Below are 21,752 nucleotides of genomic sequence, written 5' to 3'. Positions count from 1 at the left end.
AAAATGAAAAAAATTATATATAGTGCGGCTGTAGTCATGGTGCTGATCATGTCTAGCTCATGTAAAAAATGGTTAGATACACAACCTCGTGATGGCATCACCAGACAAGGTTTTTGGAAAACCAAAGAAGATATCCAGGCTGCAGTAGCGGGTTGCTACGCGTCTTTGCTGGCGCCGCCTCCTGGGGTAAATGAAAGATCTTTAATCGAAAACATTTTTGTTTTTGGTGAGATAAGAGCCGATATGATTGATCCGGGACCTGGAGCCTTAAATGATGAAACTGATATTTTTAATGTAAATATTACGCAAAGCAATTCATTGAGTCGCTGGAATGCATTTTACCGCACCATCAATTTCTGCAACACGGTTATAGATAATGCACCATCGGTTCGTGAAATCGATCCAACGCTTAGTGTAGAACAGCTTAATGCCTATTTAAGTGAGGTGTTAACTTTGAGAAGCCTGATGTATTTCTATCTGGTAAAAAGCTATCGCGATGTGCCTTTAAAATTAACGGCAACCACAAAAGATACCGATTTGCAAGATTTGCCTAAAACATCTGCAGCAGCCATTTTAACTCAAGTTGTAAACGATTTGAAAAAAGCGGAAGCTGGGGCAGTTACTACTTTTGGCAATACGGTAACAGATAAAGGCAGGGTGACCAAATTTACTGTAAATTCAGTGCTGGCTGATGTTTACCTGTGGATGGATAATTACGAAGGCTGCATTCAGGAATGTAATAAAGTAATTAATTCGCAACGTTTCGCACTACAGTCAGCAGCCTCTTCGTGGTACTTCAACGTGTTTTTTAACGGAAGTTCTATCGAGACGGTTTTTGAATTCAATAATAAGTCATCCGTTAGCAGTCCTTTGTTTAATGCTTTAGGAAGATCTCCTAAAAGATTTTTGGCTAGTTCATACCTGGGTAGTGATGTTTTTATTCCTGATGATGTTGACCCAACCAGGTTTTATGATATTAGAGAAGAAGCCTTTTACCGAGGTTCAGATTTAGCGGTTGTTAAATGGGGAACTGATGCCGTAACATTCATCAACTGGCAGGTTTACCGTATTTCTGATTTGATGCTAATGAAAGCTGAAGCCCTTGCCGAAACCAGCAGAGGAGCAGAGGCACTTGCTTTAATTGAAGAAATAAGGTTAAAAAGAGGAGCCGTTGTAGCCACTTCGCAAACGGTAGATCCTGGCGATAAAGATGCAATATCTGATTATATCTTAGCTGAACGTGCCCGAGAATTTGCATTTGAGGGAAAACGTTGGTACGATCTTCTTCGCATAGCTAAACGCGATAATTACAAACGACTTGATCTTTTATTAAACATAGTGGCTCAAACCGTTAATCCTGCACTACAACAATCGGCAATTACTAAGTTTAGAGACGTTAACAGTCACTATTTTCCAATTCATGAGGCAGAACTTTTTGCTGATCCTCAACTTGTTCAAAATCCATTTTACACCAAATAATAGCATGATGAAAAATAATTTAAATGGCCGCAATGCAATCATCATGATGGTTGTATTAGCTTTTACATTTGTATTTATAAATGCTTGTAAAAGAGAATCGCTTACCTTAACAACTACAGATGATGTAAATATTACAGGATATCTGGACCGCTATCCTGATCAGTTTTCCATGATGAGACAAATCATGGACCGATCTGCCACAACAGGTTTTTTAGGTGCCTACGGAAAATACACCTTGTTTACACCAGATAACGTGGCCGTAACGGCATGGCTAAAAGCAAAAGGAAAAGCAGCTGTTGCAGATTTGACGGTAGATGAAGCCAGAGATATGATTAAGTTTCATATTCTGCCTGATACTGTAGCAACCAACCGTTTTACCGATGGCAAGTTACCGCAGATAACATTGTATGGTCAATACCTTCAAACAGGTGCAGTTAACCAAGGCGGGATCAGTAGTTACGTGGTAAATAAGATTGCCAAATTAACAAAGTCGAATATTAGAGTAGGCAATGGAATTATCCATGTGTTAGATCATGTACTTGTACCAGCAACTTTAACATTAGCCAAAAGTGTTGAAGCCAATTCTCGTTACAGCTATTTTACTCAGGCCTTAAAAGAAACAGGGTTTTACGATTCATTAAATATTGATGGCGCTGCAGCGAAAGATACCACACGTCGCTTTCAAACCTTAATTTTAGAGTCAGACTCTGCTTTGAAAGCTGCAGGATATTCGAGCTACGCTAGTTTTAAAAGCAGATATTCAAAAACGGGAGATCCTAAAAATCATGCTGATAGTTTATGGTTATACATGGCTTATCACATTTCTACAGGTCCGTCTTACACACCTGATATCATCAGTTCGCCAGCAATTTATACATTGGCACCTAAAGAAGTGATCACAACCAAATTTTCTGGACAGAAAATTTTGCTGAATGAAGATGAATTTAATGGAGTAGTAGAACCGGGTGTTGAACTGAACAGAACCTTTAGCGATGTAACGGCGTCAAATGGCGTATCGCATGAAGTGAAAAAGCCATTTGCAATAAAAGTGAGGGTACAATCTGCCGTTTATTTTGATGTTTCTGATCATGCAGATTTGAGAATTAACCCGAAATGGAGAGGCGCTGCTGCGGGAACTATCCCTTTGTATGCGAATGGATTAACTACGGTAAATGGATTGCTTTTCGGTAACGACCTTTCTAAAGTAACTCAAGGAAGTAACTATGAAAGGGTAATTGTACCAAATGCTACACGGAAATATGCTTGGAATGATTTTCTAAACTTATCACTCGGCGCAAGTGCGGCAAGGATACAATACATCGATATCAGGACACCAATGTTGGTAAAAGGCAAGTACAAGGTATGGATATGTTATGCCCAAAGTGGAAGTTCGAATTTATTTCAAGTTGGTGTAGATGTGGGAAGACCAGGAGAACAGATTCTGCCAAATTTAGTCGATTTTAGACAATACCTGGGCTCTTCCGGTATTAGTGCAACAACGGCTACGCTACCATCGGCAGATGCTTTAATGTTAACAAACGGTTACAAACGTTACATGGCAACCACTGCCGATTATCAGGGTACAGCAAGGGGAGAAGTTTCTATAAATGGCTCTGGATGGGATCAACTGGTTGGCCGCTTGGCAGGTACTGCTGATATCCAAACCACCGACAGACATTGGATAAGGTTAACAGTGGTAAGTAATGCAGGGTCAAGTAACCAAAGTTGGTTGGACATGATCCATTTTATTCCTGTTGATGCCGACCAAAACTATCCGCGTTTTTCAACCTTTGGAACAGTATTTAACCGCCCATAATTTATTAAGCCGGGGTGGCAACACTCCGGCAAACAAATTCTAACCAAAAGAAAATTCTCAATGAAAAAAAATATACTTCACACCCTATTGCTCCTTAGTACCATTTTTTGGCTAAGCGCATGTAAAGATGTATTGGAAGAGCATACAGAGATTGTGAATGTTGATAACACGATCGACGTTTTTCAGAAACTATCTGCGCAATCTAATTTAAGTAAGTTCAGTGATTTTGTACGCAGTACAGGTTACGACAAACTGTTGGCATCATCTCAAAATTATACGGTTTGGGCACCAACAAACGACGCATTAAATTCTTTAGATGCTGCAATTTCATCCGATCCGGCAAAATTGAAAGATTTTGTAGCCAACCACATTGCTTTAACTACGGTGGTAGCTCCAAAAACCGCTTCAGATACTTTACGCATTCAGTTGATCAATAAAAAATTCGCTACACTGGTAGGCAACACATTTGAAGAAGCTGCTGTTACAGGTGGTGGTCAGTTTGTTAAAAACGGTGCGTTATACACCATTGATAAAGCTGTTCCAACTAAATTTAATGTATGGGAGTACATGTTAAGCAGTGCGGATGCACCACTGCAGACTAACTACATCAGCAATATATCATCAATGGTTATTGATACCGCTAATGCAGTGATTATTGGTTATAATAATTCTGGTAACCCGATTTTTGCAGCCAATCCACCAATGGTTTCCAGAAATTTATATTGGACTACCGTGGCCGATCTTCGAACCGAAAATCAACAGTACACGTTTTTTATGCTTCAGGATGCTGCTTTCAATAGTGAAACGGCGAAGCTTACACCATACTATTCTATTTTCGATAAACTGGGATTAGTAAGCGACTTCACCGTGAAAGGTTTATATACCGCAGATAAATTGCCTGATACGTTGCTTTCAACACGCGGCGTTAAAATTCCGATCAGTAAGGCTGCAATAGTAAAATCTTACAAAGCAAGTAACGGAATTGTACATGTAATGAGTGCACTTCCTTTTAGACTAAAGGATAAAGTACCTACATTCAAAATTGAGGGAGAACTTCCTTTTAGTTTCAGAATAAACAGGGATGGAAATACGCTATACAGAACTAAATTAGATAATAAGGGAGTTCAATATAAAGATATTGAGGTTTATGACCACAGCGTATCAGAATATTACATCAGGTACTTAAGAAGTAACGTGCCGGTGGCTAAATATAAAGTTTATGCCCGGGCAGTTGCAGGTGCCGCAGGCGATGCACAGGTTGCAGCATTTACACAGCGCTATCATATCTTCAACCCATTAACCTCTACGCCAACAGCTCCTGTTTATGATTTATTCGCCATTCATAATGTAACGCCACTCAATTATGATGAGGTTTACATGGGCGAATTTACGCCTAAGCAATTCGGGTTATTAGACCTCAGGTTAACCAGTGCCGCTAGCACAGCTAAAAATGTAAGTACGCTCATATTGGATTATTTGAGATTTGAACCTATTCTTCCATAATCTGAATTATAAATTGACTATGTATAATTTTACCATCATAAAAAAAAGAGTTTCACTTACACTGTTCGGAATGATGTTTGCTACTGCGGTTTTTGCGCAGACAGATACCACCACAACAGATACAAGTAAGTACAGTACCGATACCACAACGGTTAAAGTGAAAGTTAAAAAACTTGTCGGACAGAAAATAACCGGCATCGTGGTAGATGGCGCAACCAATAAACCTGTTACCGGTGTAAAATTAACCGTAACAGATTTTTCTGGTGCACTAACCGATGATAAAGGTCGCTTCTCGATTACTGTTCCAGATTATAATGCAACAATCACCATTAGTAATATTGGCTATCACACTAAGTTGCTGGCTGTTCACAAAGGTAAACTCGCAACGATTAAAATTTACCCGAGTTCTTTTGCTTCTGTGTTTACAGAGGTGGTGTTGCCATCGGGTACCCAAAACCTGGCCAGAACTTCATCAGCTATTTCTTATGCCAATCCGCAAGGTGGCTGGACAGTAAATGCAGAAACGCCTGACAGTTATTTGCAAGGAAGAATGGCAGGGTTAAATTCTATTAGAAGATCAGGAACCCCTGGAATTGGAGCCGATTTATTTGTAAGAGGCTTCACTTCACTTTATGCAACCAATCAGCCTTTGTACGTGGTTGATGGAATGATTTTCGACGCCAATTCTTACGGCTCATCTTTAACAGCCGGGCACCGCAATAATCCGTTACAGTTTATTGATGTTCATGATATTGAAAGCGTGAGCTTAATTAAAGATGCAGCAGCGGCAGCAGTTTACGGAACCAAAGCAGCCAATGGGGTAATGATTATTACCACCAACCATGCTAAAGATTTGGCTACTCAAATAGATTTTGCGGCCTATAGCAGTATCAACCTGGTGCCAAAAAAACTTTCGGTAATGAATGGAGGTGATTTTAGAACTTATCTTTCTGATATTTTGCAAAGCCGTGGTTTGAGCAATACTGCTATTGCAGCGTTGCCTTACATGAACGATGATCCAAATCAAGCCACCAACCCAACTTATGCCATGTATCACCAAAATACCGATTGGCAAAAAGAAGTTTTCAAACGTAGTTTCAATCAAAACTATTTTCTGAAAGTAAGTGGTGGCGATAACATCGCTAAATATGCACTTTCGGCAGGTTACTCGAAAAATAAAAGTGTTATCGATTCAACGAATAACACAAACTATCACATGCGCTTCAACAGTGATTTAAATTTAACGAAGAAGCTTCAGGCAAGTACAAATTTATCTTTTAGCTATACGGAGCAAAGCTTAAAAGACCAGGGGATTGCGCCACGTACCAACCCAATTTTTTTATCATTGGTAAAAGCACCTTTTCTTGCCAAAAATGAAATTAGCTCTACCGGCGCAGTTTCTCCAAATCTTGCAGAGGCGGATACACTTGGGGTAAGTAATCCCAGAGCACTTATAGAAAAAGGTTTGAATCAGAAGAAAGCTTACCGTTTCTTTGGTAACATCGTGTTCAACTATGAATTCAATAAAAATTTCAAGATATCTAACTTAACCGGCTTAACGTACGATAAAACACAAGAAACTTTGTTTATCCCTCGTAAAGGCGTAACAAATGAGGTGTTAGAAAATACTATCGGCGATAGCAAGTTGGGTTCTCAAGTAATTCGTTATTCAAACGTTTTTAATGATTTTCGCTTCGCATTTAACAAAACCTTCGCCAAAGATCACAATTTGAAAATGAGTTTGGGTACGCGTTATTCAAAAAATTCTAGCGAACAGGATTTTGCCATAGGTTACAATTCTGCAACTGATGTGTTGATTAGTATTGGCAACAGTAATGCTGCCCTACGGTTTTTTGGTGGAGATATAGGCAATTGGAGTTCTCTAAATACTTACTTCACTACAGATTACAGTTATAAAGACAAGTACTTTTTAAGTCTGGCTGTTGCGGCAGATGCTTCATCGCGTTTTGGTAGAAGTGATGGAAACACATCAGCAAGTACAAGTGGATACGGCTTAAATTTATTTGGTGGCAAAACGGCTCTTTTACCGGCGTTAAGCGGTGCCTGGATTGTATCATCAGAAGATTTTATGCAAGGTTATAAAGGTGTAGATCTACTGAAACTTCGGGCAAGTTATGGCATTGTAGGGAATGATGATATCGGAAACTATAATAACAGACAATACTATGTTTCGCAAAATTTATTGGGTCTCCAAGGTGTGGTTCGCGGCAATGTGGCCAACCCAAATATCCAGTGGGAACGTGTAGCCAAGTTTAATGTTGGCGTAGATGGTTCCTTTTTTAATGAGCGTTTAAGCATGAGTTTAGATTATTATGTACATACCACCAGTAAAATGCTAAACTATATTCCGGTTACTTCAATTGCCGGTGTAGATTCTTACGTTGATAATCAAGGAGGTATGCAAACCAATGGCTTTGATTTTGGTTTGAATGCCCGTGTAGTAAACAAAAAAATAAAATGGGATTTGGGCGTTAATTTAGGCCTATACAGAAATAAAATTCAAAGTTTATCCAATGGAAACGATATCGTTACCAATTATGCAAACGGCACATACTTAACAAGAGTTGGCGAAACAGCTAATTTATTCTACGGTCAGCGCACCAACGGTGTTTACGCTACGGATGCCGAAGCTACAGCTTCAGGATTATCTATTGTAAATAGTGCAGGGGTAACCGTACCTTTCAAAGGTGGAGATATGAGGTTTATCGATACCAATGGAGATAAAATCATCAACGGAGCTGATCGTGTGGTGATTGGAAATCCAAATCCAGATCTTTTTGGAAGTTTCAATAATACCGTTGGATACAAAAACTGGACACTGGATGTATTGGTTTCCTTCGTATTAGGAAACGACCTGTACAACTACACACGCTCGGTGCTCGAATCGGGAAATGCTTATTACAATCAATCAGAAATTATGAGAAACCGTTGGAGAGGCGAGGGGCAGATTACCAATGTACCTAAAGCCAGCTTTGGCGATCCGATGGGCAATGCTCAGTTTTCTGATCGTTGGATTGAAGATGGTTCGTACCTGCGTTTACGTTCGGTAAATTTAACCTACAACGTCCCTTTAAAAACGAAGGCGATTAAGTATGCCAGAATTTATGCCACCGGAAATAATTTACTTACCCTGACCAAATACCTGGGCTACGATCCTGAGTTTAGCGCTACTGGAAGTATTTTCACTCAAGGTGTAGATACCACTTTAGAGCCACAGTTCAGATCGGTTCAATTGGGTGTTAGAATTGGTTTATAATTGATAATTGATAAAAAGATGAAGATGGATTTTAATAAAAAAGTTATTGCCCTTTTAGCAGTAGCCCTGCTTGCAACAGGTTCATGGTCTTGCAAAAAAATAATAGATGAAGAGGCAGAAGCGACGCTTGATATATCAAATGCTTACCGAAATTCTACTGATGCCGATGCCGCAGTGATCGGTATTTACGGTCAGTTTCTGGGTTTACAAAAAACATATATCCTTCAAAATGAATTGAGAGCTGATTTGGTAAACGTTACAGCAAATGCCGATCCTTATTTAAAACAACTGGCTAACCACAGCGTCACTAAAGATAATCCTTACATAGATCCGAGGCCATATTACAAAGTAATTTTAAACTGTAATGATGCCTTGAAAAATTTCCAATTGATGCGGGACGACTTCCGCATGAGTGTGGATGATTACAACAAACACTACTCTGATATTGGCGCATTAAGGAGCTGGATTTATCTCCAGTTGGGGATTCAATATGGTAGCGTTCCCTATATTACAACTCCGGTAGAGAATGTAGACGACATTAAAAACTTGTCAGCATATCCACGAATTTCTTTTGAGGAGCTTTTAACAAAACTGATTGATTTTACTGAAAAATTGCCTTACAAGGAAGTGTACGCTTATCCAACTGGAAATCCATTGGTGATCACCATTGATGGAAATAATACGCAGAAAATATTTATTTGTAAACCATTTGTACTTGGTGATTTATATTTATGGAGCAATAACTATTTAAAAGCTGCAGAGAATTATAGTAAGATATTGAACGTTGAAAACAACAATACTAATATTAACATTGCTTTTGACTCCTATAAAGTAGTTTATTATGGAAATTCTGCCTATAATGATCAGGCGGTACGCTATGCGAAATATCAAGACGAAAGTACTTTGCTGTATGATCAAGGCTGGAAAAGCATGTTTAGTGCTCAGAACACCAATAACGTATGGAATTCGGAGTTTTTCTGGGGTATTCCGTACAGTTCGAGTTTCAAGCCGGGTAATCCTATGATCGAGTTGTGTTCTCCAGTATATGGTAAATACCTGATAAAACCGTCAAAAGCCGCTATCGATAATTGGAATGCGCAAAGACAGAACAGTGGTATTCCTTACGATGCGAGAGGTAGACTATCTTATGAAACCACTGCTACTGGGCCGGCCATTACTAAGTTAACAGATAATGTTATCCCAGTTACAAACCTAAACAAAGGAGGTAAATGGGGTATTTATCGTGCTGGATTATTGCATTTACGTTATTCGGAAGCGGCTAATCGTGATGGTAAGAGCAAATTGGGTTGGGCATTATTAAACATCGGTATTGCCAATACTTTTTACACCGGTACACGTTCATCAGCTGGAGCACCTACGCCAGTGTCATTTGATGAAATCAATACCATGCAAACGCCTTATCCGGCACCGTACTATCTGGATGCCAGAAACAATAATGATTATAAAAGCCCTTGGTACCGTAATACAGGTATTCGTAACCGTGCTGGCCTAACTCCGCTTGATGCCAGTTTGCAAAGCGATATGATTGGTTTAGAAGGAAAGTTAATTGATGAAGGTGCTTTAGAATTGGCTTTCGAAGGCAATCGCTGGCCAGATTTAGTGCGCATAGCCCGACGCCAGAATAACCCTGCTTTTTTAGCGGAAAGGGTTTACCAAAAGCTTTTAAAAGATGGCGATCCAACTGCTAGCGCAGCTAGAGCCAAACTACTAAATCCTGAAAATTGGTATTTACCATTTGAGTGGAAATAAACACGAAGATTCAATTTAAAAACCTTCATCAGCAATGAAGGTTTTTAAATTGAAAATTTTTTATATAAATAATATATTTATTAGTAAAAAATAACTTAGATTTGTTTAACGTTTTAAACTGGCTTTGAAGGAAGTGAAATTCTGAGAATAAGCAAGGCTCTTTAACCAAATATTCATCAAAAGCAAACCAACAGCACTCATTGGTTTCGAATTTTAAATATGAATTTCTGGAAATAAAGAGCATAACTGCATCGCGTTATATACAAGATAATTTCAGTCGTAGAGGCTGCAAACATAAAAAATTACCTGACTCATAACAGGTATATATTTGGTTAGAAAAAGGGACAGTTCCGGATGGATTGTCCTTTTCTGTTTTTAAAGGTTTTACCAAAAAATCTATCGTTCTACTAATTATCTAATCGCTTTTAAATGAAAGCTTTGTGGTTTTATTAAGAATATTTATCTTTAACATTCATCCAAAATGATATGAGAAATACTTTTCTAGCCATTATAGTGATTTGTTGCTTCTTTTCCTGTAAAAAAGAAAACAATGCAACTACCGCCGAAACACTAAAAGGAAAATGGTCAACCGGCGGCTACGATATCATCCTCTATAATTCATCGGGAGATGTGGTTAGCCATTCCGTTGCAGACGCCATTAAAACTTATTGGACCTTTGAACAAAGTCAAATTAAATTATTCAACGATATCAATGCCGATGTTAGAACATCAAATTATAGAGTGCTCAATACGGTGAGTACAAGAACGCTTATCATTGAAAATGTTGCCATTGCCACCTTCGATAACTGGACAGTTGATGAGCAGTCGAGCAACACGATGGTCATTTCCGCACAAATTAATGATAAGGCCCAACTCACTTATGGGAAAAATCAGGTGGCTGCCAAGGGTGTAAAGACTATCTATTTAAGCAGAGAACCATAGTTAGGCCACAAGTCGTCGACACTAGGTTTCCTATTCATCAATGCAGGATACTACAGGACGCAATTCGTTGCCCATTTATTGATATTTGAAATGGGTCGATTTAATGTTGATCGCTAACCAAATATGAAATATTTAATAACCGTTATCCTTTTCATCACTGCGTTAAAGCTTAATGCGCAAGAATACGACATCACGAAGTTTGGCGTAAAAGCTGATAGCAACATCGTTCAAACCAAAGCCATACAAAAAGTAATCGATCGAGCGGCCTCAAGAGCTGGAGGAAAGATTGTGATACCTAAAGGCACTTTCTTGACTGGTGCTTTGTTTTTCAAAAAGAAAACAAAATTGGTTTTAAAAGAAGGTGCGGTACTAAAAGGGTCAGATGATATTAATAATTATCCTTTTATCCCATCGAGAATGGAAGGGAGAAGCCTGAAATATTTTGCGGCAGTTGTAAATGCGTATCAAGTGAACGATTTCAGTATCGAAGGACCTGGAACCATTAATGGCAATGGATTAAAATTTTGGAAAACTTTTTGGTCGCATCGTGATTCGCTTCGCAAAATTGGAAAGGAAAGTACCAATTTGGAAGTGAGCAGGCCTAGATTAATTTTTATTTGGGGAAGTGACAATGTCAAAATTCAAAATATTAAACTTCGCAATGCCGGCTTTTGGACAACGCATTTCTACAAATGCAATAACATTTTAGTAGAAAATACTGATATCCGATCGCCATATCAACCTGTTCCTGCACCAAGCACCGATGGAATTGACCTTGATGTATGCAAAAACGTGGTCATCAGAAATTGCTATATCTCTGTAAATGATGATGCTATTGCTATCAAAGGAGGTAAAGGACCAACCGCTCATCAGCTGCCAGAAAACGGAACGGTAGAAGATGTATTAATTGAAAACTGCACTTTTGGAAACTCGCACGCGGTGCTTACCTTGGGCAGTGAATGTGTACACGCCAACAACATCATCCTTCGCAACTGCGTAATGGAAAATAATTGTCCGATTTTGAACTTAAAGATGAGAGGTGATACCTTTCAAATTTATGAAAACATTACCATTGACAATATAACCGGTAAATGCGGTTCGGTAATTAGCCTCAATCCCTGGAAGCAGTTCTTTGATTTAGCAGGCAGCACTGAACAACCTTTTGGCACCATTAGGAATATCAAAATGAGCAACATCAAAGTAGAAGCCAACAAATTTGGTGAAATGAACGGCAATCCCCTGGACAAACTTTCTGGTTTTACCTTTCAGAATTTGCAGATCACTACTAAAAATCCTGTACTTAAAAATAATTATGATGATGTTAAATACGAAAATGTTATTGTGAATGGTGAACCATTGGTTGTGAAAAAGTAAATGTCTTTTGTTTTGACATTTGATAATCTATAAGTTATAAATTTTTATTTGATCCAAAACAACGTTTTCGTCCAATGCTTTAATGGTAATGGAGTGTTTGCGTTGTTTATTATTCAAGCTGGTCACAATCATACGTTTGGCTTGATTGGTTAAAACATTGATTTTCCATTCTTCATTTCGGTCGCTGGTATGGTAATCCACAATTTTTGGAGCCTGGTCATCAATTTTTATCTCAAACCGAATCAATTTTCCTTCCACCGGTAAATTCGGAGCAAGCGCTACTTCAACCCTTATCGAATCTGTTGCAGGGCTATTAAATTCATACCCTGCGTGATCTCCTTTTTTGATAGATACCGCTCCACTTTGATAACCTAAGCCATGTGATACAGGTTTTGTACCTTCGAATTTTACAAATTGATTTCCGTTGAATGTTGCAAAAGGGGCTTGGAAAGTTTTAAGCGGAGTTGCTGATTTTACTTGCGGTAGTTTTTGAAAAACTGCAAGATTTCTTGGTTTGAAATCCATCATGTTTTTCCATTTTCCATTCGTCAAAGTCGTATACTTAGTCGTGAGTTTTTCAATGGAGTCATAAGCGGCATCGCTTTGCGACCAGTTCGTACGACCATGTCTGGCAAGTTGCGCATATAGCAGCTTTTTGTTTAACTCGGCTGCCCCACGTACGGGGTATTCAATCAATTCAAACCAGGCATTTTGCTTGTCGGCTGGTATAGCTTTAGAAAGCTGGACTACTTTTTCGGCAATTTTATCATAATCGGCGATGCGGTTTTTTATTTCCTGCTCGCTCCAGGGTAAATCTGCAACTTCTTTAAATTTTAGATCGGTCTCCTCAGTTCGCGTGTTGCCCATAAATTCGGGTTTTCGGATATAGGCCAAACGATAGTATTCATTCATTACGGCGAGTAAATCAGCAGCATATTGCTGGCCAAACTCTCTTGTAAGCCATGTTTTTAAATGTTGATCCAATCCTTGTTTGTTATCTTCAATCGAATCGATATTCCAAGCCATATCCAAAAACAGTTCGGTTAAATATTCCCCCGGCTTAATATCACCAACGTTTAGGATCCACATGTCTTTAGCACCTTTATCATAAGCGAGCTTCATTTGCGTATAAATTTGCGCAGGATGATTGGTAGATAGCCAAAGGTAATCATGCGGACGACCCCAGTAAGAAATGTGATAGTAAATCCCGTTTCCGCCTTTGCGGTTCCGCTCTACTTCGGTAGGGAAGTGGCGGATATAGCCATAATTATCATCTGTCCACATCAAAGTTACATCATCAGGCACTTTAAGGCCCATGTTATACACATCCAAAACCTCTTTGTAAGGAATAAAAACTTGAGGAACTTGAGTCAGATCAGGATTTAAATTCTCACTGATCATGCTACGTTGATCTTTAATTATCGAGGTGATGGCATCAAATTGTTCCTTTAAAGTATTTGCCCCTTGCATTTTTCCATCGTGAACCCCTCTAATTCCTAAGGTGTAAATGTTGTCAGAGTTTTTAAGGTCCTTCACTCGGGTTTCCCAAAAGCGCAATACATTTTCACGGTTATTTACATAGTCATAATTGCCTATACCATCAATTTTCCATTCTGTATTGGCACTCCTCATCATTGGTTCACAATGTGATGAACCAACAACAATTCCATATTTATTTGCCATTTCCCTATTACCAGGCGTTTGAAAGAAAGCTACAGAAACTTCATGCATGGCTGGCCAAAAAGCATTTGCCCTTAAACGCAACAGGAGTTCAAAAATTCGGGCATGTGTTTTTGGTCCTATTTGCCCTTTAATTTTCGAAGGTTCGAAAGTGCGGGAACTCCAGGGCATCAAACCAAAATCTTCATCGTTGATAAATATGCCGCGATATGCTACCGATGGATGTTCTAATAATCGTAACCCGTTTTTAAAGCTTAGTGAATTTTTTCTGGCGATGGCCGCATCTGCCCACCATTCCCAGGGTGAAACGCCGATGCGACGAGATAATTCGAGTATGCCATAAGCGGTGCCTCTTTTGTCGCTACCTAGGATGTACATTTTATCATTTTCTACCCATAAAGCATAACCTTCAGGATGAATTTTAAGCTTTGCCAAAGATGCCTGGTCAATCAGTTTTTCTGCAAGGGAATGATTTCCAAGGGTGCCGACTATAATCTGAGCGTTTGAACCTTTCGATAAATTTGCATTAAAAACGGCCGTGAAATCTCTGGAAAAAATATCAACTGCCGTTTGTACTACATCTTCTTCTCCGCCAGGCAATAAAATTTCCATATTCTTCCCCTTGCGAAAGATAAAATCGGCAAATAGGAACTGGGGTAGTGCAAAGAAAACAATCAGCAGAAGTAGTAGTTTAAAATTCATCTATTCTTTTATTTGATAATCATTTTTGATATGGAGATGTTATTTGCTGTGCTGCCGTAAACCGTTTTTTTCTTATCGGACCAATTTGGGCGCTCGCCTGTTACCTCTAACCTCATTTTATAACTTGATTTTTTTAATATTGGCGATAAAAATATCAATTGTGAAGCAGGAGTTTTGGAATAAAAATCTACCAGTGTATTCACCAAAATTTTTCCGCTTTTATTGCTCAGCGATACTCTTGCATAACCATTATCAGGTAAGGTTAATCCATAAATTCCAATTTGAGTACCGATAAATTCGACAGAAACCGAGGCTTTAGATTCGGTTGATCGCATAACAGGAGATTCGTTGATAGTCGTATCGACCCACCGCCCAGCATATTTTAAGAGTTTATTATTGCTTAAAAGCATTTGATAATCAAGCGCTTTAACCGTTGCTTTGCCACTAACTTGATTTATTTTCCAGGCCTGTAAAAATGTAGAGATAGACATCGAATCACCTGCAAAACTAATGGGTTGCCAAACATAGCTCGCAGCAGAATGCTGTTTTGGATAGGACCACCTATCGCCCATAAACATGTAAGTTGTATCAGATTTTCCATATATTTTCAGTACAAAGGTTGATTGTGAATTCCACGTAAGTTTTCCTTTTGGTGCTAATAGTCCACCAAATTTCCATGGACCTGAAAGCGAAGATGAAGTGTAATAATAATTATCATTCTTTTCCCAAGAGCTTAGATGAGATCCGATAAAATAATATACTCCACTTCTTTTAAACAGTGTGGGCGATTCAAAACCTGTAGATATATCTTGATTCAGCAGTTCACTTGCAGATTGGTAATCATCACTTAACCGATAAATAATTCCGCCATGGGTAAGCAAGTACCCTTTTCCATCATCATCCTGAAAAGTACCCATATCCCATTTTTTGATCGCTTTTCCGTTAAATAAAAGAGGTCCGTTAAATAGGTAGGGGCCTGTGATGTTTTTTGAAGTAGCATAACCGACAAATTGATCTTTATAGCCTAAAGTATCAACATGCATCAACATCACAAAAAGTCCTGAAGAGGGATTTTTCATCACTTTTACGCGTTCTCCAACTCGATTTGGACCAAGCTTTCCGTTTAGTTGTTTTGGAAGAGCAACGCTTTCAAATTTCCAGTTGTAAAGGTCTTGTGAAGAGTAGCAGTTGAAACCTTCGAATGCATTGCTGGTATCGCTATGTGCTTCGCCAAACAGATAATACCGACTTCCTTCTTTAAGGATATTTCCCCCGTGAGCACTTACTACATTACCATTTTGATCATACCACGATAAACCAGAATAAATTGCATCAGTTTTTCCAGGCTGTTGAGCAAATAAATTTAACGCTTGAAAAAGCAGCATGCTCCATAAAATACTCAAAAGTTTGCATTTGCGCATCAGTTTTATCTATTTTTTATTAAAGAGACATCGTCTATCAAGCAGCTTGCATCAACCATTCCCTCGGCCAAAAAGCCAATTTCTATCTTACCATTGGCGATATCAATGCTTTCAAGCATAATAGTGTTCCAATTATTGTTTTCTTTTTCAAAATGGTGACTAAGCCTTTTGCCTCCGCTTACAGCATACATTTCCAGATTCTTAAATCGGCCTTTGGTTTTTACTTTTGCGGTTAATTTATAGCGCCCATCAACCAGTTTAACTCGGGTAGTTGAGGTAATAATTTGATTAATTTTTCTTTCGAAATTTACTTTATCGCTAACATTTAAACTTTTCTCTCCAATAACAATTTTTCTTTCGGCTGTGCTGTTGAAATGATTTAACGCTGGGGAGGTTAAACTATCCATGCTAATTTGATTTCCTTTAATGACAGCGGTTTTCCAACCTGTTAATTGCATTTGAACTGGCTTAACTACACTTGGAATCCGCTTTCTATCTGCTTCAAAGCTACCATTTTTAACAAAGTCATTGTCGTCAGCAACTTGCCAGGCGCCTGTTTTAATATTGAGATTCCATGAGTTAAGCGAATTAAAATACGGTGTTTTTCCATCAAAAGATAGTGGACACCATTGGTTATAACCTAGTCCATTTCCAGCGAAATCGGCCCAGCGATCACCACAAAAAATAACAGTTTCTGCTTTTGAACCTTTAACGTTAACGAAGAAACCTGTTTGTGAAATGTGTGCATAATCTTCAGCACTTCCGTTTGTTACCAGCATTTTGTTGCTAGGTAAATACGGTCCACTGATGTTGTCGGCCACTAGATAGTAAGCCAGCGAGCCATCCCACCCATAAATATTTGAAGCATACATGTAATATTTCCCTCGATATTTGAACATGCAATTGCCCTCACGACTCTCGCCCTTGAAAATTTCTGTACAATCAAGCAGGTTAACTTTGCCGTTTTTTACTCCGATTTCCGAAAGATAAATTTTATTGCGACCTCGACCATAAGAATAAACCAGATATGATTTTCCAGTATCTTCATCGTTAAAAACAGTTTGATCGCCAGTATTGCTGGTTCCAATCATTGGCTCCATGTTTATTCGTTGATGCCAGGTAAAGGATCCGTTCGGAGTATCAGCAGTAGTAATGAGCACCTGATTGCCATGCTGAACAAACATGGCGTACTTTTTTAGTGCTGCAATATAGGCTACCCCTAATCTACCAACCCAGGTTTTAGGCACTCTGCTTATTTCACCTTTAGTTAACACGTTACCTTCGCTAGTCCAGTTCACCAAATCAGTAGAACTATAGCAAGTAACGGATTCGAATGTTGCATTTGGATAGGTAACTGATGGATTGTTTAAGTAAAGTTCGGCCTCCACATATTTGACTCCATACCAGAAATACTTTTTAGTGCCAGATTTTGGATCGGTAAACTGAAAAATACCACCACCTTGGCTATAAATTGGCTGGCCATCTTTTGTTTTCCAGAAATTATCATTTTTGATGTTTGCAAACTGTGCCTGTAGATTATTTACAGCGGTAAACAATAGCAAAAATGTAAGGATTAGAACAGGTAATTTGAAGTGATTTTTTATTTTGATTTTGCTCATTTAATTTTCAAGTGATTTTATTTTTTAGTGCTAGAATTTCGATACGCTGGGCTACTGCGGCAAACTCATTGTGTCAGGTATACACCTCGCAATTTCTCTTCTATTTAGCTCCATAAATTTCGGTTTCGATAATGCTTAAACCTCCCTTTGATTTGGTTTCAGCCCGCTCGATGCCGTCATCAAGTTTTTTGCCATTTACTTCAACGCCGATTTTTTCGCTCTCTGCCGTCTCTTTTCCAGAACCGAGCAACTGAATAGTTACCGTTTTGCCTATTGTTGGCTTACAGACAGCGGTAAAATAGCCCAAACTTGGAATGGTATTGCCTTTGAAAACCTCTTTGTCATCCACCAAAATTCTTATCGGATACGCTTTAGTTCTAAAACCATTTACTTTCAATTCAACTTCTGTAACCCTGGTTTCTTTAGCCAAATTGTATTTGATCCAGGCGGTGTTTAAATTTCCATCGTTTACCCAATCACTGAGCTCGTTATCATCATAACTTAGCTTGGCCTTTTCTGTATTAGCGCCGGCAGAGGCTGATAAAATGGTTACAGGTGTTCTGCTCATCTGGTAAGTTTGTGCTACTGGTGTTTCTCCACGCTGTAAGTTTGATTTTAATCCGTCAGCCGGAAATTGGACTGATAAACCACCAGTAACATTTACGGGAAGTGTTTCTAAGATAATCGTAGCGGATTTTAATCCATCAGCTTTTGCAGTGATATTGATTTTACCCGGCGTTGTGGTCGACCGAATTAATACCCTGTTTACGCCACCTTCTACCGGCAACTGTTTGGATAGTATATAGTTATCTGGTCCTTGCGCTAAACCACCACGCCACTCTGCCGGACCAGTTATTTCAAAATTAATTAAGTTCAATGCGATCGGGTTTCTATTTCCTTCGGCGTCTACAACCTCTACCTGAACAAGTGCTAAATCGGCACCATCTGCTTTAAATCCTGTGGGATGTTGTAGCTTGGTTAGTTTAATGGCAACAGGCGTTCCGGCGGTTTTAATTTGCTTTTCAGCTAGTTTAGCACCTTTATCGTCATAAGAAATTGCCTTTAAGCTTCCAGATTTGTAAGCAACATCTTTAAAAGTATACAAAAAGCCATCTCTTTTAGCTCCAAAACCCAATGATTTTCCGTTAACAAACAGTTCAGTTTTATCGCCTGCGGCGATTACATTAATATCCTTTTTAATTCCAGCTTTATAATTCCAATGACCGATAATATGAATGCCTGTTTTTTTGGTATCGACCCAGCCATCCCAAATCACTTTATGCGCATAAAATCCATCTTTAGGGATTCTCATGGCATCTACTTCGCCACTTCGACGGTAATTTTCTTCTCCCCGGTAATGGGTGTTAGAATCCGAAAAGATGATATTCACGCCTCCAGAACTTACCCTTTTTCCGGTCCCTGGTCTCTCTTTGTAATATTCATTCCATCTCACTACGTTCTCTATGGCGTGTGTATCCTGATTTCTATTATAAATGCTGGCATCTGCACCCTTATAAAGTGGACCCGCACCATCTTTATGAAAGGGAGGCGAAAACTCGTCCCAGTATTTTCTTAAACCTTCATCTCTGGAATATTCCATCGACCACAATGGTTTTGAAGCACTTTTATTGATGTACAACATTTCCCCGCCATATTCTGCGGAAGGAATGTCCAACATTTCTCTGGAGCCGATCGCCCGGCCTCCGTTAGGGTCGTACTGATCTCGAATTGCTTTCATTTCATCCATGTGGGCTGCACTAATAGATTCATTACCACATTCGTAAAACAGGATGCTTGGATTATTTCGATTGTAAATAATGGCATCTGTCATTACAGATTTTCGTTGATCCCATCGGGTTCCCGTTACATCTTTTTCTGCATCACCGGCAGGCATAGCTTGAATTAAACCTACCCGGTCGCAGGATTCTACATCTTGTTTCCATGGTGCAATATGCATCCATCTTACTAAATTGGCATTGCTTTCCACCATCAATTGATTGCTGTAATCACTCAACCAAGCGGGTACCGACAAACCAATGGCAGGCCATTCGTTGCTGGTGCGTTGTGCATAACCCTTCATCATCAATACCCGATCGTTGAGGTAAACCATACCATCTTTGAATTCAGCCTTTCTAAATCCGGTTTTCGTATTTAATTCATCAACCGTATTACCGTTTATCTTAATTCGGGAAGTAACCGTGTACAAATATCCATAGCCCCAACTCCAGAAATGCAATCCTTCAACCATTGCCTCTGCTTTTAGCATTGCGGTTGTTCCTGGCGCTAAGTTCTGAGCTGTGGATTGAAAAGTTTTAATCACTTTACCTGATGCATCTTTAATTTGCACCTCATAAAGCACTTCGCTTATTGCTGAGGTCTCATTACGGACTTGCGATTCAGAAACAATTACTGCTTTTTTACCTGTGATATCAAAGTTTTTGGCATAAACATAGTTGCCCGTTGTTTTCAGTAAAGCATTTAATGGCAAAGTTTGATAAATCTTTCCCGTGAGGTGCAGGCGAACATTTTTAGAGATTCCCCCGTAATTGGCATTGAAATTTTTATCACTCCATTGGTATCCCGAGTTTGTAGCCTTCTCTTTGTAATTCCAGGCATTATCAATTCTCACGGCAAGCACATTGTCTTTGTCTGGCTGAATTAAATCACTGATATCAAAGCCGAAAGCCGTTACGCCATTTTCATGGCGACCGATAAACACGCCATTTAAATAAAATTCTCCGGCCTGCCTAATTCCCTCAAATTCAATGAAAACTTTATGGTCTTTTGAGCCTTCAACTTTGAAATGTTTTCTATACCAGGCGATGCCAGTAGAGAGCTGTTCGATAGATTTTTTAAATGCCTCATCTTCATTCCAGGCGTGGGGAAGGGTGATTGGTTTCCAGCTGTTGTCTTCAAAATCAACGTTTTTGGCATTTTCCGGATCACCGACAAATAATTTCCATCCGGGATTAAAATTATAGGTTTTTCGTTGATTCTGTGCCTGAAGGCTGAAGGTAGAGAAGCTGAAAAATATAATGAGGTAGAAGTATTTCATGTGTTATTGTTTTAGTTTCGCATAAAGTGGTGCATCTCTGTCGCAAGTGATTTCACCATTTTCATATTTCAGTTCAGCCATTTGTATGGAGCTTCTTCTGGTGGTGTAATTATCTATGCCTTTGTTTTCAGGTGTTTTGCCGGGATGTGTGAAATAATAAACGTAAGCTTTCCCATTGTTAACCAGCACATCGCAATGACCGCCCATCACGCCATCATCCTCGCCTTTGCCTGGCGCTTGCAAAATGTTTTTTTCCTGCCTTTTCCAGGTTAATAAATCAGTTGAGGAATAGACACCAAGGCCTTTCCAGTTGTCAACAATCATCCAATAGGCATTTTTCCAGTAGAAAACCTTTGGGCCTTCGCATCCTTTATCGCCAACAATTCTTTTTCCGCTATCAACCCAATGGTAAAGGTCTTTGCTATCAGCGTAGAAGATCGATTTGCCTGCCACTTCGTTATTGTAATACATCCGCCAACCCTGGTTGTTCGGCAACTTAAATACGCAGGCATCTATGCAACGATCGGAGGCCAAAGGCAGTTTAGATTCGAATTTCCAGTTAATTAAGTTTTTACTGGTTAAATGAATAATATACCGTGGATGGCGCCAGTCTTTGAAAACTCCCGGCACGTAGGTAAGGTACATGTGATAAATACCTTTATTTTCTATCACCTCTGGCGCCCAGTGGGTGTAATCCGTTAGGCGATATTGGATGTCGCAAGTGTCGCGGTAGTTCCATTTTATGCCATCCTTTGATTCGGCGATGCCAATTCTGGTTCCATGTACCCAGCTCACTCCATCAAGGTTTTTTGCATTAGCCCGCCTATTGGTGTAAAACATGAACCATTTTTTTTCTCCCTTATTCCAAATGACGACTGGATCTGCCGCTCCATCAAATATAGGATCTCTAAAAAGAGGTTTATTAATTAATGATGTGCCTTTTTGTTGTGCAAAACTGAATATGGAAACTAAAAGCAAGCAAGCGAAGATAATTTTTTTATAGATAAAGATTTTCATAAGATGTAATGCTTCAGCATGCCGCAACATGGTGTTGTCAACAATCTTAAGACTCAAATATTTGGTTAAATAGCTTACACGATTTTACGGTTTAAAA

12 protein-coding genes are annotated in these 21,752 nt (G+C 39.1%); 7 read left to right on the top strand and 5 right to left on the bottom strand.

Translation table 11 applies throughout. From position 1 onward, the window contains the following. Positions 1-3 precede the first annotated feature (3 nt). The 7 genes from ACZZZK_RS01635 to ACZZZK_RS01605 all read left to right on the top strand — a co-directional run bounded on the left by ACZZZK_RS01635 (position 4) and on the right by ACZZZK_RS01605 (position 12,161). Positions 4-1,479 carry a RagB/SusD family nutrient uptake outer membrane protein gene (locus ACZZZK_RS01635; protein WP_056849107.1) on the top strand — a complete coding sequence of 492 codons (1,476 nt, stop codon included), beginning with the start codon at positions 4-6 and terminating at the stop codon, positions 1,477-1,479. A 4-nt stretch (positions 1,480-1,483) separates the two neighbouring features. Then, positions 1,484-3,295, top strand: a complete 1,812-nt coding sequence (locus tag ACZZZK_RS01630; protein ID WP_463482544.1) for a fasciclin domain-containing protein — start codon at positions 1,484-1,486, stop codon at positions 3,293-3,295. Between the two features lie 60 nt (positions 3,296-3,355). Continuing rightward, a complete protein-coding gene (locus tag ACZZZK_RS01625; protein WP_463482543.1) occupies positions 3,356-4,798 on the top strand; it encodes a fasciclin domain-containing protein in 1,443 nt (480 codons plus the stop codon). Between the two features lie 19 nt (positions 4,799-4,817). Next, complete coding sequence (locus ACZZZK_RS01620; RefSeq protein WP_463482542.1) at positions 4,818-8,075, top strand: SusC/RagA family TonB-linked outer membrane protein; 3,258 nt, start codon at positions 4,818-4,820, stop codon at positions 8,073-8,075. Positions 8,076-8,099: 24 nt separating this feature from the next. Then, positions 8,100-9,845, top strand: coding sequence for a RagB/SusD family nutrient uptake outer membrane protein (locus ACZZZK_RS01615; protein WP_463482541.1), 1,746 nt, complete (start codon positions 8,100-8,102; stop codon positions 9,843-9,845). Positions 9,846-10,331: 486 nt separating this feature from the next. Next, on the top strand, positions 10,332-10,787 hold the full coding sequence (locus tag ACZZZK_RS01610) for a hypothetical protein (RefSeq protein WP_463482540.1): 456 nt from the start codon (positions 10,332-10,334) through the stop codon (positions 10,785-10,787). Between the two features lie 123 nt (positions 10,788-10,910). After that, complete coding sequence (locus ACZZZK_RS01605) at positions 10,911-12,161, top strand: glycoside hydrolase family 28 protein (protein WP_463482539.1); 1,251 nt, start codon at positions 10,911-10,913, stop codon at positions 12,159-12,161. Positions 12,162-12,188: 27 nt separating this feature from the next. Here ACZZZK_RS01605 and ACZZZK_RS01600 read toward each other — a convergent pair whose 3' ends face one another. From ACZZZK_RS01600 to ACZZZK_RS01580, 5 genes are all read right to left on the bottom strand, one after another. Then, positions 12,189-14,543 carry a glycosyl hydrolase 115 family protein gene (locus ACZZZK_RS01600; protein WP_463482538.1) on the bottom strand — a complete coding sequence of 785 codons (2,355 nt, stop codon included), beginning with the start codon at positions 14,541-14,543 and terminating at the stop codon, positions 12,189-12,191. Between the two features lie 8 nt (positions 14,544-14,551). Further along, positions 14,552-15,964 (bottom strand): family 43 glycosylhydrolase, encoded by a 1,413-nt coding sequence (locus tag ACZZZK_RS01595; RefSeq protein WP_463482537.1) that lies wholly within the window; start codon positions 15,962-15,964, stop codon positions 14,552-14,554. Positions 15,965-15,969: 5 nt separating this feature from the next. Next, positions 15,970-17,583: a family 43 glycosylhydrolase gene (locus tag ACZZZK_RS01590; protein WP_463482536.1), complete on the bottom strand. Its 1,614-nt coding sequence runs from the start codon at positions 17,581-17,583 to the stop codon at positions 15,970-15,972. Positions 17,584-17,683: 100 nt separating this feature from the next. Then, complete coding sequence (locus ACZZZK_RS01585; protein ID WP_463482535.1) at positions 17,684-20,638, bottom strand: glycoside hydrolase family 2 protein; 2,955 nt, start codon at positions 20,636-20,638, stop codon at positions 17,684-17,686. Between the two features lie 3 nt (positions 20,639-20,641). After that, complete coding sequence (locus ACZZZK_RS01580) at positions 20,642-21,655, bottom strand: family 43 glycosylhydrolase (protein ID WP_463482534.1); 1,014 nt, start codon at positions 21,653-21,655, stop codon at positions 20,642-20,644. Between the last annotated feature and the right edge of the window lie 97 nt (positions 21,656-21,752).

The organism is Pedobacter sp. AC163, assembly GCF_979258665.1.
Note: the sequence above shows the minus strand (reverse complement) of the source record. Positions and strands in the feature narration are given on the sequence as shown.

Excerpts from the sequence above, each read along its gene's own strand:
- ACZZZK_RS01595 (WP_463482537.1), bottom strand. The coding sequence starts at position 15,964 with ATGCGCAAATGCAAACTTTTGAGTATTTTATGGAGCATGCTGCTTTTT.
- ACZZZK_RS01580 (WP_463482534.1), bottom strand. The coding sequence starts at position 21,655 with ATGAAAATCTTTATCTATAAAAAAATTATCTTCGCTTGCTTGCTTTTA.
- ACZZZK_RS01610 (WP_463482540.1), top strand. The coding sequence starts at position 10,332 with ATGAGAAATACTTTTCTAGCCATTATAGTGATTTGTTGCTTCTTTTCC.
- ACZZZK_RS01630 (WP_463482544.1), top strand. The coding sequence starts at position 1,484 with ATGATGAAAAATAATTTAAATGGCCGCAATGCAATCATCATGATGGTT.
- ACZZZK_RS01605 (WP_463482539.1), top strand. The coding sequence starts at position 10,911 with ATGAAATATTTAATAACCGTTATCCTTTTCATCACTGCGTTAAAGCTT.
- ACZZZK_RS01615 (WP_463482541.1), top strand. The coding sequence starts at position 8,100 with ATGGATTTTAATAAAAAAGTTATTGCCCTTTTAGCAGTAGCCCTGCTT.
- ACZZZK_RS01625 (WP_463482543.1), top strand. The coding sequence starts at position 3,356 with ATGAAAAAAAATATACTTCACACCCTATTGCTCCTTAGTACCATTTTT.
- ACZZZK_RS01590 (WP_463482536.1), bottom strand. The coding sequence starts at position 17,583 with ATGAGCAAAATCAAAATAAAAAATCACTTCAAATTACCTGTTCTAATC.
- ACZZZK_RS01600 (WP_463482538.1), bottom strand. The coding sequence starts at position 14,543 with ATGAATTTTAAACTACTACTTCTGCTGATTGTTTTCTTTGCACTACCC.
- ACZZZK_RS01620 (WP_463482542.1), top strand. The coding sequence starts at position 4,818 with ATGTATAATTTTACCATCATAAAAAAAAGAGTTTCACTTACACTGTTC.
- ACZZZK_RS01585 (WP_463482535.1), bottom strand. The coding sequence starts at position 20,638 with ATGAAATACTTCTACCTCATTATATTTTTCAGCTTCTCTACCTTCAGC.
- ACZZZK_RS01635 (WP_056849107.1), top strand. The coding sequence starts at position 4 with ATGAAAAAAATTATATATAGTGCGGCTGTAGTCATGGTGCTGATCATG.